This window comes from Mesorhizobium sp. WSM4814 (genome assembly GCF_055811595.1).
Genome location: NZ_JBVVQT010000024.1, coordinates 17339 through 31521 on the forward strand (window position 1 = coordinate 17339; position 14183 = coordinate 31521).

Annotated in this window: 14 protein-coding genes; 5 read left to right on the forward strand and 9 right to left on the reverse strand. The window is 63.4% G+C overall.

The window, feature by feature from the left end:
- Positions 1 to 85: 85 nt before the first annotated feature.
- The 3 genes from AC0L2V_RS26830 to AC0L2V_RS26840 are packed head-to-tail and all read left to right on the forward strand — an operon-like array spanning position 86 to position 2235.
- On the forward strand, positions 86 to 1141 hold the full coding sequence (locus AC0L2V_RS26830) for a glycosyltransferase family 2 protein (protein WP_031256224.1): 1056 nt from the start codon (positions 86 to 88) through the stop codon (positions 1139 to 1141).
- Positions 1116 to 1802, forward strand: coding sequence for a class I SAM-dependent methyltransferase (locus AC0L2V_RS26835; protein WP_473521664.1), 687 nt, complete (start codon positions 1116 to 1118; stop codon positions 1800 to 1802). Before AC0L2V_RS26830 ends, AC0L2V_RS26835 begins: the two co-directional genes overlap by 26 nt.
- Positions 1795 to 2235 carry a GtrA family protein gene (locus AC0L2V_RS26840; RefSeq protein ID WP_473521665.1) on the forward strand — a complete coding sequence of 147 codons (441 nt, stop codon included), beginning with the start codon at positions 1795 to 1797 and terminating at the stop codon, positions 2233 to 2235. The genes AC0L2V_RS26835 and AC0L2V_RS26840 overlap by 8 nt, the downstream gene beginning before the upstream one ends.
- A 22-nt stretch (positions 2236 to 2257) precedes the next feature.
- Here the strand turns inward: AC0L2V_RS26840 and AC0L2V_RS26845 are convergent, their stop codons facing one another.
- Complete coding sequence (locus AC0L2V_RS26845; protein ID WP_473521666.1) at positions 2258 to 3094, reverse strand: GNAT family N-acetyltransferase; 837 nt, start codon at positions 3092 to 3094, stop codon at positions 2258 to 2260.
- A 176-nt stretch (positions 3095 to 3270) separates the two neighbouring features.
- On the opposite strand from AC0L2V_RS26845, the gene AC0L2V_RS26850 reads away from it, so the two are divergent.
- Positions 3271 to 4596: an NAD(P)/FAD-dependent oxidoreductase gene (locus AC0L2V_RS26850; RefSeq protein ID WP_473521667.1), complete on the forward strand. Its 1326-nt coding sequence runs from the start codon at positions 3271 to 3273 to the stop codon at positions 4594 to 4596.
- A 458-nt stretch (positions 4597 to 5054) separates the two neighbouring features.
- On the opposite strand, the gene AC0L2V_RS26855 is transcribed toward AC0L2V_RS26850, so the two are convergent.
- From AC0L2V_RS26855 to AC0L2V_RS26865, 3 genes are all read right to left on the reverse strand, one after another.
- Positions 5055 to 5426 carry an endonuclease domain-containing protein gene (locus AC0L2V_RS26855; RefSeq protein WP_473521668.1) on the reverse strand — a complete coding sequence of 124 codons (372 nt, stop codon included), beginning with the start codon at positions 5424 to 5426 and terminating at the stop codon, positions 5055 to 5057.
- A 154-nt stretch (positions 5427 to 5580) separates the two neighbouring features.
- Complete coding sequence (locus AC0L2V_RS26860) at positions 5581 to 5781, reverse strand: hypothetical protein (RefSeq protein WP_473521669.1); 201 nt, start codon at positions 5779 to 5781, stop codon at positions 5581 to 5583.
- Between the two features lie 17 nt (positions 5782 to 5798).
- On the reverse strand, positions 5799 to 6776 hold the full coding sequence (locus AC0L2V_RS26865) for an ornithine cyclodeaminase family protein (protein ID WP_473521670.1): 978 nt from the start codon (positions 6774 to 6776) through the stop codon (positions 5799 to 5801).
- Between the two features lie 225 nt (positions 6777 to 7001).
- Here AC0L2V_RS26865 and AC0L2V_RS26870 point away from each other — a divergent pair, with 225 nt between their 5' ends.
- Positions 7002 to 8027, forward strand: a complete 1026-nt coding sequence (locus AC0L2V_RS26870) for a threo-3-hydroxy-L-aspartate ammonia-lyase (protein WP_473521671.1) — start codon at positions 7002 to 7004, stop codon at positions 8025 to 8027.
- Positions 8028 to 8175: 148 nt separating this feature from the next.
- Here AC0L2V_RS26870 and AC0L2V_RS26875 read toward each other — a convergent pair whose 3' ends face one another.
- The 5 genes from AC0L2V_RS26875 to AC0L2V_RS26895 all read right to left on the reverse strand — a co-directional run bounded on the left by AC0L2V_RS26875 (position 8176) and on the right by AC0L2V_RS26895 (position 13846).
- Complete coding sequence (locus AC0L2V_RS26875) at positions 8176 to 8799, reverse strand: hypothetical protein (protein WP_473512979.1); 624 nt, start codon at positions 8797 to 8799, stop codon at positions 8176 to 8178.
- Positions 8786 to 9949, reverse strand: a complete 1164-nt coding sequence (locus AC0L2V_RS26880; RefSeq protein WP_473512978.1) for a hypothetical protein — start codon at positions 9947 to 9949, stop codon at positions 8786 to 8788. The genes AC0L2V_RS26875 and AC0L2V_RS26880 overlap by 14 nt, the downstream gene beginning before the upstream one ends.
- Positions 9950 to 10043: 94 nt before the next feature.
- Positions 10044 to 12038: a glycoside hydrolase family 127 protein gene (locus AC0L2V_RS26885; protein ID WP_473521672.1), complete on the reverse strand. Its 1995-nt coding sequence runs from the start codon at positions 12036 to 12038 to the stop codon at positions 10044 to 10046.
- Positions 12039 to 12065: 27 nt separating this feature from the next.
- Positions 12066 to 12923: a carbohydrate ABC transporter permease gene (locus AC0L2V_RS26890; protein WP_473521673.1), complete on the reverse strand. Its 858-nt coding sequence runs from the start codon at positions 12921 to 12923 to the stop codon at positions 12066 to 12068.
- Positions 12923 to 13846: a carbohydrate ABC transporter permease gene (locus AC0L2V_RS26895; protein WP_091600506.1), complete on the reverse strand. Its 924-nt coding sequence runs from the start codon at positions 13844 to 13846 to the stop codon at positions 12923 to 12925. The genes AC0L2V_RS26890 and AC0L2V_RS26895 overlap by 1 nt, the downstream gene beginning before the upstream one ends.
- Positions 13847 to 14183: the final 337 nt, after the last annotated feature.

Genomic DNA, 14183 nt, shown 5'->3' on the forward strand with positions numbered 1-14183 from the left:
GCCGAAACCGCTAAATTTAGCGATTTCTTGTATGTCCTTGGAACTTTGTAGCTTGCGTTCCATTTTCAACGGCATGCGAGACCCTGTGATCCAAAGCATCAGGACTGCGGTGAACGTGTCGCCGCCGCGGTACTCGCTGGTCCTTCCCATATACAATGAAGAACAGGTGCTGCCGCGACTGATCGAGCGGATCAGTTCGCTGATCGGCCGGCTGGACGGCGAGACTGAGGCGATCTTCGTCGATGACGGAAGCCTCGATGGGAGCGTCGAATACCTTCGCAACGTCGTCGCCGTCGAGCCGCGCTTCCGGCTGATCGAGCTTTCCCGCAATTTCGGCCATCAGGTCGCGATCACGGCCGGCATGGATGCGGCTGCGGGTGATGCCGTCATCGTCATGGATGCCGACCTGCAAGACCCGCCGGAGGTGGTCCTCGATCTGGTGGCGAAGTGGAAGGAAGGCTTCGAGATCGTCTATGCCCGCCGTGTCAAGCGTGAGGGCGAATCCTGGTTCAAGCGCCTGACGGCGAGTCTCTTCTACCGCCTGCTGGAGAAGATGACGTCGGTCGACATCCCCCGCGACGTCGGCGATTTTCGCCTGGTCGGGCGCAAGGCTCTGGAAACCTTCAAGCAAATGCCCGAACACGACCGTTTCGTCAGGGGCATGTTCGCCTGGATGGGGTTCAAGCAGACAGCGGTGCCCTTCGAACGCCCGGCGCGGACCCTTGGCCAGACCAAATACCCATTCTGGAAGATGATGCACCTTGCCGTTCACGGCATCGTAAGCTTCTCCGAGAAGCCGCTGCGCATGGCGCTGTGGGGCGGATTGGCGATCTCCGCGCTTGCGGTGTTGTTCGGCATTTACGCCATCTTCGCCTGGATTTTTGAAACCGGCATCATTGCCGGCTGGACATCCACCGTGGTGATCGTTTCGCTGCTTTGCGGCATCAATCTTTTCATGACCGGCGTGGTCGGGCTCTATGTCGGCGGCATCCACGCCGAGGTGAAACGCCGTCCGCTTTACGTGATCGATCGGGTCGCCGGCTTCGACAAGGCGATGCGTGCCGCCAGTGAGAGCCGTCGACCGTTTCGAAAACCCAGGAACGGAGCCTCGGCTGATGGCCGAACTCTTCGACAGTTATAAATCGAACTATGGCGAGGCGGTCGCAGGATCCATCCGGTTTTCCGGACTCGGGCACGACTTTTTTCTGATCGCCAAGGCCGACCTGCTGCGGCGTCTCGCCGTCGAGCGTGGGCTTCGACAGGGCGGGGTGCGGGCGCTGGATATCGGCTGCGGCGTCGGGTCGCTCCACCCTTATCTCGAAGGCGCGTTCGAGAGCCTGGATGGATGCGACGTCTCGGAACAATCGATCCTGCGCGCCAGCCAGGACAATCCGTGTGTGAGCTACCGGGCCTGCACGACGCCGCGCCTGCCTTATGGCGACGGCGCGTTCGATCTGGCTTTCGCCAGTTGCGTCGTCCATCATGTTCTGCCCGCCTCCTGGCTCGATTTCTTCCGGGAAATGCGGCGCGTCGTGCGGCCGGGCGGCGTCGCCTGCATCATCGAGCACAACCCTTATAATCCGCTGACGCGTCTCGCGGTGTTGCGGTGTCCGTTCGACCAGGACGCGGTCCTGCTCAACGCCGCCAAAGCAAGGTCGCTTTTTCAGGAGACGGGTTTTCAGGATATCCGATCCGAGCACTTCCTGCTGCTGCCGTCGGCCACGTCCTTCGCCAGACGACTCGAGCGCCTGCTCGCGCCTCTGCCGCTCGGGGCCCAGTATGCGTGCAGCGCGCATGTCTGAGGACCGTTCGACTGCCGGCGCCGGGCTGAAGCTGCTGGCGCGCTTCGGGTTGGTCGGCATCGCTGCGACAATCCTGTATGCTGCCCTGGCTATCGGTTTGGTCGAATCGAAATGGATCGGCCTTTCGCCGATCCAGGCGTCGCTCGCGGCCTACGCCGCGGCTGCCGTGTTTTCATATTTCGCCCATAAATCGGTAACCTTCATGTCGAATGGATCGCATCGATCGGAAGCTGGGCGTTTTCTCCTGCTGACGGCGACAGGCTTTGCCGTGGCTTACGCAGCGCCGGCGCTCTTGACGGCGAAACTCGGCCTGCCGCCGATCATTGCCATTGTGGTTACATGCCTGCTTGTTCCGGCGGTCAATCTTCTCATGCTCGACCGATGGGTTTTTGCGCAGCGAGGACCCGGCGAGCACAGCGACCGCTCCACCTGATCCATGGTCTTCTGAGTTGGCCTCAGCCGAGGGCCTGGCTGGCCAGGGCAAAGATGCGTGGGTTCGTGGAACCGGGGATATTGCTTGCGCCCCGAAGCATGGCAACCGGCCCGCCCACATGGGCAAGCCCCAGTCCTTCGAGCCAGGGTGAAAGGCCGGCGTCTTCAGGGATGTCGATGCGCACGAAGCGGCCCTGCATTCCGGAGAGAATGAAGGCGATCAGGGCTCTCGCCTGATCGCGATCCTGCGCCACGACCGGTCCGACGACCTCTCCCCTGCCAAATGCCCTCACGGCCGCGAAGGCCGCGATGCCGTCCTCGTTGGTGATGGCCGCAAACCGTCCCTCGCCCGCCAAGGCGTTCATGAGCGCGGCACGATCCGCACCGAAGGCGGCGCGATCGAGCACGGTGAGTGTCGGAAGGTGCTCGGACCCGATCCATTCCACGGCCGGAGGCGCACTGACCTGCCCGACGGTACCCTGGTGCTGCCGAACATCGTGCGTCGCGACAAAACCCAGCTTTTCATAAAGAGGCAGTCCGTCGGCCGTGGCGGTAAGGCGGCACTCGCGGTCACCGGCCTGCTCGAGCGCGGTGGTGGTCAGCCGCCGTCCCAGCCCGCGACCACGCATTGCCTCATCGACGATGATGGTGTTGAGAGTTGCGCAGGTTCTTCCGAAAGGGGTCATGAAGGCGGTTCCCACCACCCTGCCAGCTTCCAACGCGACCTGACCTTCGCTCAGGGACCAGATCATGGCCCAGTCTTCCCTCCGGTGCGGCCAGCCGGCCGCTCGCGACAGGGCCGTCGCTTCCTCAAGATGGTGCGCTTCAAAAGGTTCGAATGTGACGGACTGGGTGTTCATGAGCACCAGGACTGTTGGAGTGGGAAGACTGACAGGACGATAGAACCGCCTCTTTCGCGCCACTCGCCGAATGCCGGCGATATTCGGTGCAAAAATACCAAAATGCCGCTGTAGTCAGTGCATTCTGCGGCACCGGTCGCCGATACTGCGAGCTATCATTGATTGCCGAGGCCGCCATGTCCCCTTTAATCCACCACATCAGCAGCGATGAAACGCTGCCCAGGTCAGCGGACGTCGTGGTGATCGGCGGCGGGATTGTCGGCGCCAGCGCGGCCTATTCCCTGGCGCGGCGCGGCCTGTCGGTGGCGCTGATCGAAAAGGGCTATGTCGGCTGCGAACAGTCGAGCCGGAACTGGGGCTGGTGCCGCCGGCAGAACCGCGATGCACGTGAATTGCCGCTTGCCAATCTGGCGCTGCGGCTGTGGCAAGAGCTGACCGAAGAGATCGGGCACGACCTTGGCTTTCGCCGTTGCGGGCTCATCTATGCGACGGACGATCCAAAGCAGCTCGCCGAATGGGACAAGTGGCGCGCGGTTGCGCGGCGGTTCGACGTCAAGACGCGGATGCTTACGGCCGAGGAGGCCACTGCCGCCGTTCCCGCGGCTGGCGGCCGCAAATGGCTGGGCGGCGTCCACGCGGCAGACGATGGCAAGGCCGAGCCCTGGCTGGCCGCCCCGCGGATCGCCGAGGGCGCCCGCAAGCGTGGCGCGACCATTCATCAGAACTGCGCGGCACGCGGCCTGGATATCACCAATGGGCAAGTGAGCGGCGTCGTCACCGAGAAAGGCCTGATCCGCACCAGCGCGGTGCTGTGCGCCGCCGGCGCCTGGGCTTCTACTTTCCTGCGCATGCATGCGGTTTCGCTGCCGCAGGCCAGCGTCCGTCAGACCACCTTGCGGACCGGTCCGGCACCGGATCTTGGCGGGGCAATCTTTACCTCTGACGGTGCCCTGACGCGCCGGATCGACGGCAGCTACACGATAGCCGCCAGCGGCAGGGCGACGCTCGAGATCACGCCGCAGGGGATCCGCTATGCCCGCCCGTTTCTGCCGATGTTCATCAAACGGCTGAAGGCCGTCGAGATCGGCGTAAGTCGCTCGTTCTTCGCAGGCCCGGAAACACTCGGTCGCTGGCGTCTCGACAGGCCGACCCCCTTTGAGCGCATCCGCGTCCTCGATCCCGCTCCGGACAAGCGAATGGTGGCAAGCATCATGACGCAGATAAGGGCCCTGTTCCCCGCCATTGCCGATGCCGGCATCGTGTCCTCCTGGGGCGGGTATATCGACTTCACACCGGACGCAGTACCGGTGATTTCGGCGGTGGACAGCATCGGCGGAGCGTTCGTCGCCGCAGGCTGTTCCGGACACGGCTTCGGCGCCGGCCCCGGCATTGGCCATCTGGCGGCGGATCTGGTCGCCGGTGACGCGGCAAGCGTCGATCCGACGCCATTCCGCCTGTCACGCTTCACGGACAGATCCAAAATGGAAGTCGGCGCCTTCTGACGCGATTGACCGCAATGGCAACAGCAAAGGGCGCCGAGCGATCGTTACCTACGGGCTCAGGCGCAATCTGGACCGTTTGATGACCGCTCTCGCCGATGCGGTCGCCGCCGCCGCACCCTCTTCCGGCATCCAATACATACAGGCGCGCTTCAGGCACATAGCTTCACCGCGTCCACGACCGCCAGTTCGCGGCAAACGCCTTCAATCCGGGCCTCGGGCGTCGCAGCCGCTTCGCCCCGCTCGAGCTCGGAAAGATACCGACCCAGTATGCGGCTTGGCCAAGGCGCGGAATGCCGCGCTTTCCCTTCTCCCCTTCTGGGAGAAGGTGGCCGCGAAGCGGCCGGATGAGGGGTGCTCCATCTTGGCACGGACGGCGCTCCGTCCAACACCCCTCTTCCGTCTTGGCGCTGCGCGCCAATCCACCTTCTCCCACAGGGGGAGAAGGCAAGACCGCGCCATTACCGCCACGGCTGCAAACTCTCATCGCGGACATAAGCGATGATGGTGTCGCAGACGGCGTTCAAATCCCGCAGCACGTCGTCGTTCCAAAAGCGCAGCACACGAAAGCCCCTCGCCTTCAATTCGGCGTCTCGCTCCCGATCGTGGTTCGAATCGGCATGCTGGCTGCCGTCGATCTCGACGATCAGCCTGGCCTCGACGCAAACGAAATCGGCGATGAATTTGCCGATGGGAGCCTGACGCCGGAATTTGATGCGATCGAGCCTGCGTCCGCGCAGTTCGTGCCACAGGCGGTCCTCCGCCTCTGTTGTCTCGCGCCGCATCGAGCGGGCGAAACGACGTTTGGTCGGAGCGACAGGCTGATGCGGCATCGGGCGAGATTATTCCGGCCTTGGCGCTACGTCCAACATACCATCGTCATGCAAATCGCTGACTCCCATCACTGGTCAATGGGCCCTGGCCATCCACCAGAGTCGCCCCGACGCCGACGAGTTGGTCTGGACATCCAAACGGTGCGACCCCGACCTATCGTTCCTGTTTTTCGGCGACCGCGTCGCCGATGGCGATATCCAGATGATCGAGAGCAGGAGCATTTGGTCCGATGCGAACGAGATGGCCGATCTTCGGGGTTTCGCCGAAAGGAGTCACATCGACCTCGTCCTGTAGCAAAATGGCGGCGAATATGCCGCTCTGCGCGTTGAACAAATGGATGGTCTTGGTCGTCATTGCCTGTTTCTCCCGCGTTACCAGCGCCATGGCACACGCGTTCCCGTGCCCCGGCTCCTGGCCTGTCGCCAGAGCATATCCGCGACCGCCAGATCCTGCAGTGCGAGCCCGGTCATATCGAAGACCGTGATGTCGGCGGCATCGCGCCTGAACGGCATTTTTCCGGTCAGAAGATCGCCGATTTCGGTCGCCCGGCAGCCGGTGTCCCACTGGCCTTCGCCGACAGCGGCCGATTGTTCGCAGTCGTCGGCAAAGAGCCGTACCCGGCGAAGCAGGCCGTCGGGCAGTTCCCGCTTGCCTTGCGTATCGGCACCCACGGCGTTGATGTGCGTGCCGGGCCGCACCGCTTCTGCCGGAAACAGCGGCCCGCTGCCAGGGGTCGCGGTGATAATGATATCGCTCGAGCCGACAGCTTTGGCGGCTTGGTTCGAATGGGCCGGCGCGAAATCCTCGAATGCCGCCTCGAACGCCGCGTCGGGGCGGCCGTCCGCCGTCAGGTAATGGATGGTGTCCAGACCGGGCATGGCACGCAGGGCCAGGCGCAGTTGGATCCGGCCTTGGGTGCCGGTGCCGAAAATGCAGATCGACCGGCTTTCGGGGCGGGCCAGCAGGGTCAGGCCAATGGCGCCAGCCGCCCCTGTGCGCAAGGTGGTGATGGCGTTCCCGTCGATTATGCACAAGGGACGCCCGGTATGCGGGTCGAAAAGCACGATGGTCGCCTGATGCGGCTCCTTGCCGGCCTCGCGGTTGGCTGGCCAGAAGCCCGCTGCCTTGAAGCCCAGAAGATCGGCTTTCGGCACGTCGCCCGACTTGATACCGAAAATGCCGCCGGTATGCAGCTTCTCGCGCACAAGCGGAAAGACCCTGCCTTCGCGCGCACTGTGAAGCTCGAAGGACCGCCGCACGGCATCGAGGACGGCATCCGGCTCCAACAGCGGCGCGACCTGATCGCCCGCAAGCAGTACCAGCTGCGAATCGTCTGCGGTGACGGACATGACATCTCCCCGGCTTTCCCTCATTCTAGCCAGCGGTTCTCAGGGGAAGACAGCGGTGTTGGCTAACGAGCGGCATTTCCTACGGTTTGTCGCCCGCCATTCGGGCGAATGTTGCGCCAACCTTCCCATCGACTGCGATCGCCGGTTCGCGCAAACACGTATCCTCGCAGACAAGCCAGCCCATCGGCCGGCCCACCATCGGCAAAGTGAAGAAGGCGACCCGCAATGCCCCTCAATATCCCGACATTCGACGATGTTCTGACCGCCGCGGCGCGCCTCGCCGGATTGGCCCACCGGACGCCGGTGCTGACCTCGCGCACCTTCAACGAGCTGACCGGCGCCGAGGTGTTCTTCAAGTGCGAGAACTTCCAGTGTGGCGGCGCGTTCAAGTTCCGCGGCGCCATGAACGCGCTTCTGGCCTTGGAGATTTCGGTGCGGGCGCGCGGGGTGGTGGCCTATTCTTCGGGCAATCATGCGCAGGCGCTGGCCTATGCGGCCGCGATCAAGGGCGTCAAGGCAGTCATCATCATGCCCAGGGATGCGCCCGAGCTGAAGGTGCGTGCCACCCGCGGCTATGGCGCCGAAGTGATATTCTACGACCGCTACACGGAGAATCGCGAAGAGATTGGCGGCAGGATCGCCGCCGAGCGGGGAGCCGCCCTCATTCCACCCTATGACCACCCCGATGTGATTGCCGGGCAAGGCACGGCGACACTTGAACTTATCCAGGAGGCCGGCTCTCTCGATGCCCTTTATGTCTGCCTTGGTGGTGGCGGCCTGCTCGCCGGCGCCGCACTGGCGGCAGCGGAATGCGCGCCCGCCTGCCGGGTCGTCGGGGTTGAACCGGAGGCCGGCAATGATGGTCAGCAATCGCTCGCGCGGGGTGAGGTCGTCACCATCGAGGTGCCGAAATCCATCGCCGATGGCGCGGTCGTCACCCATCTGGGCGCGCATAATTTTCCTGTCATCCGCGACAAGGTTGCCGCTATCACCACGGTCAGCGACGACGAGCTCATCGAAATGATGCATTTTTTCGCCGAGCGCATGAAAATCGTGGTCGAACCCACCGGTTGCCTTGCAGCGGCGGCGGTTCGCAGTGAATCGCAAAGCCTGCGCGGCCAGCGCATCGGTGTCATCGTCAGTGGCGGCAATGTGGATCTCACGCGCTTCGCCAGCTTGATCATGGCGACCGCAGACAAAACACCTCGAGAGCAGGCCATGGCGCGCCCCGGGCCGGAGACCTTTCGCTAAGACACGCTCGGCACTGCTGGTACGCTGCGACCCCGTGCTGGTCGCCAGCGCACGGCAATGCTCTTCATTGGCTGTAATGCAGCGTTCTGTGAACACGCCTATTGCGCGCGTTCATGATACGCATGGACTGCAGATTTTGAGCGTGATCTCAAATCGCATCCAGCCGCAACGACACCAGCTTGATGGAGCGCTTGTAGATGTCGCTGGCGGCCGGAGTCGGCGGAATGCCGTCGAGATAGTCGAAGGCGATTTCGAGTGTATCGGCCTTGCCGAGAGCCGCCGGTGGAACGACGAACGAGACCGTTCGTGGTTCTTTGCCAGACAGCGTCTCCGCATGCACCCGAACACCGTTCACCGAGATCACCACCCTTTGCGTGATCTGCGGTGGACGAATGACGGCGGCCATTTCCAGCGTGGCCATCAGGCTGTCGCGGAGCGGCGGTATCTTCACGCGAAGCCGCGAGGTCTCGCCTAGCGAATGGGTGCCGTCGCCTGCCGACCCCGACCAGCCGCAGACCTTTATGCTGGCTGCCCGTTTGGCGCCGTCGCTCCGGAACGACACCGTCTGGCCAAGTGTGTAGCTGCCGGTCGCATCGCGATTGAGGCAGGTCGTCGTCCGATCGATGTAGTAGGCGCGATAGTCGGCGTTGACGTCCGGATTGAGAGCAAGCGCAAGGATGACGATCTCGGCCCCGGCCAGAACCGCCGCGAGCGCATAGCCGCCGAGCCAGGCGGCGCGCCGATACCGGGCCGGATCGTCAGACCAGGGCAAGGTAGCCTCCGATCCACGCCACAGTCGTGAAATAACAGGCGCCAAGGAAGAGAACCAAAGCCGCCAACCACATCAGCTTCGGCGCCGACAACAGGATGGCGAGCAGAATTGTCAGGGGCGCAAGCCCAATGACGTATCTGACCATCGAGGCCAGGTTGGTGATCAGCGGCAGGACGATGCAGAGCGCGCAGAACAGTGCCGCGCCATATTGCCTACGTACCGCCAGGACGGCCGACAGCGCCAGACCGGCGATCGCGGCGAGTGCACTCCATTGCGGCGACGTGGGCAGCCATCCGGTGGTCGGAACAGCTGAGAGCCCGTCCCATAGAAAGACCAGCGGATTGCCCGCCACCCGTCCGAACGCGCGCTGGATGTGCAGGAATGCAAAGCCGTCTCCGACGGTGAGGTACAGGAACAGGATGTAAGCGAACAAACCGGCCGGCGAGATGAGGACAGCGACCAGCAGATCCGGTCGGCCAAGCAGCCAACGCGGGAAAGACAGCGCCGATCCGCCCTGCCGGCGGTGCTCGCTGAACATTTGAATGACGGTCGCAAAGACGACGAAAACTCCGACCAGCCTGGTCGCCGACAGCAGTGCGGATGAAACGCCCGCGGCGAGATAGCTGGAGCGCTTGAGCGCCAGAAAGACGCAGGAGGTCAGCAGCACGAAAAGCGGTTCGCTCAGGAAGGTCGTGAAGTGAAACGAGAACGGCCCGCTGAGCAAAAACGCGCAATACAGTATATAGGCACGCATGTTCTTCTCGAGCAGCGGCCACGCCACCAGACAGGCGGCGTAGCTGCACGCAATCGAGGTGATCGTCGCGATCAGTATCGTAGGGAAAGGGAAAACTGACCGGATCGCCGCCACCAGCACCGGATAGAGCGGGAAGAAGCTCCAGCGACCGACATTGCTGTGGTTTGGAATGGGAAAACGCTCATAGCCCTGTTCGCTGATGCCAATGTACCAGGCGCAATCCCACCGGCACAGCGCACGGGCATAAGCCGCGAAACCTGTCTCCTCCGACACCGAAGCAAAAGCCGCATAGCGGATGGCCAGTCCGCTGATCACGAACAGCAACGGCACCGCCGCAATGGTCACGACCGTAAGCCGACCGCCGGCGTTCGCACGCACAACAGCTTCGAGCGCCACAATCTGCCTCCGCCCGTTGAAGTGGCTGACGCCACTCAAAACTAGATGACGCGCGCCATGGTGAATTCAAGGTATGCTGAAGCTGCGGTACCGCCTATCCGGCGCTTCTGATCCAGACCAGCATCTCGCCGGGATCGCGGTTGTCCCAGGCAAAATACGGCACGGCGGTGATTTTTGCTTCTTCAACCGCCGGCGGTTCGGTGCGATAGAGGCCGTTGTCCCAGTCTTCAAACGCCTCTTTCCTGGCAACAGCCGAAAGCGTCACGACGCCGCCCAAAAGGTTCGGCTGCTGATGCGCCTCGATCTCGGCTGTCGGCGGCAAGGCGATGCGGTGCAGCTGGCCGGCATTGTCGGTCTCCTCGACGCAATAGATCAGCGGACCGCGGGCAAGCGCGACGCGGCCGATATCCTGCCGCACCTGCGGGTTGGCATAGAGCCGGTCGATGGCCATTTCGAGGTCGAGCTCGACCTGGTCGCCCTTGCGCCATTCGCGCCGGATCGCGGCATAGCCGTCGCTGGTGACCGCCGGCAGATCGACCGCCTCCCCGTTCACCTTGAGCGCCGCCTTGCGGCACCAGGCCGGCAGGCGCAGGTGCAAGGTAAATGTCGTCGGCGCCTCGGGCTCGATCGTGATCGAGACCGCGCCGTCCCATGGATAGTTGCTGGTCTGGCGCAGCTCCGTTTGCGTTCCTGCGATATCGAAACGAGCCGTACTGTTTCCATAGAGATGGACGGCAAGGGCATCGCCGGACAGGCCGTAGAAATAACTGCCGATCGAGGCGACCATGCGGCCGATATTGGGTGGGCAGCACGGGCAGCGGTGCCATTTCCAGCGGTTGTGCTTGCCCCGGCTTTCCAGCGGATTTTCATAGAAGAACAGCGAGCCGTCGAGCGACAGGCCCGAAATCGAGCCGTTGTAGAGAGCCCGCTCCATCATGTCGGCGTAACGCGCATTGGGGCCCATGCCGAGCATGCGGCTCGCCCAGAACACCAGTCCGACCGAAGCGCAGGTCTCGGCATAGGCGGTTTCGTTGGGCAGGTCGTAGTCTGATGTAAAGCCCTCATTGTGCGACGACGGCCCGAGGCCGCCGGTGATGTAGAGGTTCTTGGTGGTGAGGTCGTCCCACAGCCGGTCGAGCGCCGCCCGCAGCGTGTCGTCGCCATATTCGGTCGCGATATCGGCCATCCCGGAATAGAGATACATCGCCCTCACCGCATGGCCGACGACCTTGTCCTGCTCGCGCACCGGCTTGTGCGACTGGCTGTATTCGTAGGTCTTGAAATGATAGGCTTTTGGGTCGGCGCCGCGGGCACGCGCCTCCTCGTCGAAATAATGCGGCTCAAGGCCGCGCTGGTCGATGAAGTATTTTGCCAGGTCCATGTACTTCTGCTCGCCGGTGACCCGCGCGAGCTTGACCAGCGCCAGTTCGATCTCCTCATGGCCGCAATAGCCTTTCCTCTTGCCGGGCTCGGCGCCGAAGGTCTCGGCGATATGGTCGGCATAGCGGCACATGATGTCGAGCAGCTTGCGTTTTCCCGTCGCCTGGTAGTAGGCGACCGCGCCCTCGATCAGATGGCCGGCGCAATAGAGCTCGTGGCAATCGCGCAGATTGGTCCAGCGCAGGCCGGGCTGGATGCGCTGGTACCAGCTCGACAGATAACCGTCGGGTTGCTGCAGCTTGGCGTACATGTCGATGACGGCGTCGATCTTCTTCTCCAGCGCGTCGTTGCGGCGGCGATACAGCGAGTAGGCGGCGGTCTCGATGGTCTTGCCCCAGTCGGAGTCCCAGAACATCTGGGTGGTGACCGTCGAGCCGGTGAATTCGTTGCCGGCGGTGGCTGCTTCGTCCGGTGAAGGTGAGTGGAACGGAATGACGACGCCCGGCGATGGCCGATCCGGATCGATCTGCTCGAGCATGCGTGCCTCGACGCAGCGGTCGTAGAGGATGCCGGCGGTCCTGGTGGCGACGGCATCGGCACGGTCGCCCCAGAAGCCGCGCACTTCGACCTGCGGCACCGGCAGCGGACGAAAGGCGCGTTTCGGCTTGTCCAGCGAGGCAGCCGGCTTGGCGGATTGCGATGCAGTCATCAATTTACTCCGGTTCGGTTCGATTGGTCACTTCACGGCCCCTGCCATGAGGCCGCGGATGTAGAAGCGCTGCAGCAGCAGGAACAGCACCAGGCATGGCACCATCATCACGGTGACCCCGGCCTGCACCGCGCCCCAGTCGATGGCGCCGAAGCGGCCCGACTGCAGTGCCGTCATCATGATCGGCAGCGTGAATTTGGACTGATCGGTCATCAGCACCAGCGCTGCCAAAAATTCGTTCCAGGCGCCGAGGAACGCGAACAGCGCGATGGTGACGATGCCTGGCCAGACCAGCGGCAGCATCACCCGCAGCAGCATGGTGACATTGTTGGCGCCGTCCATGCGCGCCGCCTCCTCGATCTCGCGCGGCACCGCGTCGAAGGCGTTGCGCATCATGAAGATCGAGAACGGCAGCTGCAGCGTGACATAGACGCAGACCAGCCCGGTCAGCGTGTTGTGCAGGCCGATCTTGGTCAGCACCAGGAAGATCGGCGTCAGGATCGACTGGAACGGGATCATGATCGTCGACAGGATAAGGACGAAGAGCAGGTTCTTCAGCGGAAAGCGGAAGCGCGAGAAGCCGTAGCCGGCCAGCACGCTGACGATCACCGACAGCACCACCGTCATGACCGAGACATAGATGCTGTTTTGCGCCGGCAGCCAGAGGCCATCGCCAAAGGTGTTGAGCGTGGCATAATTCTCGACCGAAAAACCCGTCGTCGGCCAGGGCGGCAGCGGCGGCTGGCGCGATTCCTGTGCCGGCTTGAAGGCCGAAAGCACGGTCCAGACGATCGGCGCCAGGAACAGCAGCGAGGCGATGATGCCCGTCGCGTGGTCGGCGATCTGCATGCCGATGCGGCGTTTGCGGCTTCGTGCCTGCGCCATCAGTCAACGCCCTCCGGTTGGCGCAGCAACCGCAGCTGGATCAGGCTGAGCGCGACCAGGATGACCAGCAGGACCATCGACAGCGCGGCGCCATAGCCGAGCTTGAACGACACGAACGACTGGTTGAAAATCCAGTAGACGGCGGTCAGCGTCTGGTTGCGCGGTCCCCCGCGCAGGATGATGTAGAACTGGTCGAAGGCGAGCACCGAGCCGGCAACCGACAGGATCAGCGCCAGCGCCAGCGTGCGGCGCATCAGCGGCAGGGTGATGGCGCGAAACCGCGCCAGCGGCCCTGCCCCGTCGATCATCGCCGCCTCCTGCAGATCCGGCGGGATCGATTGCAGGCCGGTCATCAGGATGATCATGGTAAAACCCGCCACCTTCCAGACGACCATGGCGATGATCGACCAGAACGCCGGCTGGAACGTCGCCAGCAGGTTGACCTTCCTTTCGGTCAGGCCGAGCTCGAAGGCGGCCGGGCTGAACAGGCCGGAATCGACATTGAGCAGCCACGACCACAGCAGGCTGGCCGAGGCGAAACCGATGACCGCCGGCATGAAGAACGACGTCCGATAGAAGCCGGTCAGCGGCCGTGGCCTTTCGATGAACAGTGCCAGCGGAAAGGCGACGACGAAGATCGCGATGGTGACGATCACCGTATAGTAGCCGGTGAATTTGAGCGCGTTCCAGAACCTGGTATCGCGCAGGATCGCCCAGTAATTGTCGAGGCCAATGAACGAGTGCGCGCCCATCAGCGGCCAGTTGTGCAGGGACATCCACGCCGTCATGCCAAGCGGAATGATGAAGAAGACGACGACCAGCGCGACGGCCGGCGCGACATAGAGCAGGCCGACCCACTGCCGGCGGCCGGCGCCAACCAGTTTGCGGCGGGTGGGTGCGGAGGTTGCTGCGATGGAGGTCATGGCTGGCCGCTCACTGGGTTCAGGGCAACGGCAAAAAACCCCCTCACCCGGATTGCCAACCGAATTGCAAAGGGCAATTCGGGGCAATCCGACCTCTCCCCGAGTGGAGAGGAGGTCGCCAGCGTTGACGCCAGCCTCTTCTCCCCAGCGGGGAGAAGGTGGCCGCGAAGCGGCCGGATGAGGGGGTCTTTTCTCAATGCGATAGCCTTGCTGTTAGCGCTACGTCCCCCTCCCCCTCGAGGGGGAGGGTCCGGCCGAAGGTCGGGGGTGGGGTCGCCTGTGCAGCGCGCCGACGCAAAGAGAACGTCGAGCACTGCCGACAACGACCCCACCCGGA

What these genes read in the sequence shown, in the direction of transcription:
- AC0L2V_RS26835 (WP_473521664.1), top strand. Translation starts at nt 1,116, where the DNA reads ATGGCCGAACTCTTCGACAGTTATAAATCGAACTATGGCGAGGCGGTC.
- AC0L2V_RS26885 (WP_473521672.1), bottom strand. Translation starts at nt 12,038, where the DNA reads ATGACTGCATCGCAATCCGCCAAGCCGGCTGCCTCGCTGGACAAGCCG.
- AC0L2V_RS26840 (WP_473521665.1), top strand. Translation starts at nt 1,795, where the DNA reads ATGTCTGAGGACCGTTCGACTGCCGGCGCCGGGCTGAAGCTGCTGGCG.
- AC0L2V_RS26855 (WP_473521668.1), bottom strand. Translation starts at nt 5,426, where the DNA reads ATGCCGCATCAGCCTGTCGCTCCGACCAAACGTCGTTTCGCCCGCTCG.
- AC0L2V_RS26865 (WP_473521670.1), bottom strand. Translation starts at nt 6,776, where the DNA reads ATGTCCGTCACCGCAGACGATTCGCAGCTGGTACTGCTTGCGGGCGAT.
- AC0L2V_RS26860 (WP_473521669.1), bottom strand. Translation starts at nt 5,781, where the DNA reads ATGACGACCAAGACCATCCATTTGTTCAACGCGCAGAGCGGCATATTC.
- AC0L2V_RS26895 (WP_091600506.1), bottom strand. Translation starts at nt 13,846, where the DNA reads ATGACCTCCATCGCAGCAACCTCCGCACCCACCCGCCGCAAACTGGTT.
- AC0L2V_RS26845 (WP_473521666.1), bottom strand. Translation starts at nt 3,094, where the DNA reads ATGAACACCCAGTCCGTCACATTCGAACCTTTTGAAGCGCACCATCTT.
- AC0L2V_RS26850 (WP_473521667.1), top strand. Translation starts at nt 3,271, where the DNA reads ATGTCCCCTTTAATCCACCACATCAGCAGCGATGAAACGCTGCCCAGG.
- AC0L2V_RS26890 (WP_473521673.1), bottom strand. Translation starts at nt 12,923, where the DNA reads ATGGCGCAGGCACGAAGCCGCAAACGCCGCATCGGCATGCAGATCGCC.
- AC0L2V_RS26870 (WP_473521671.1), top strand. Translation starts at nt 7,002, where the DNA reads ATGCCCCTCAATATCCCGACATTCGACGATGTTCTGACCGCCGCGGCG.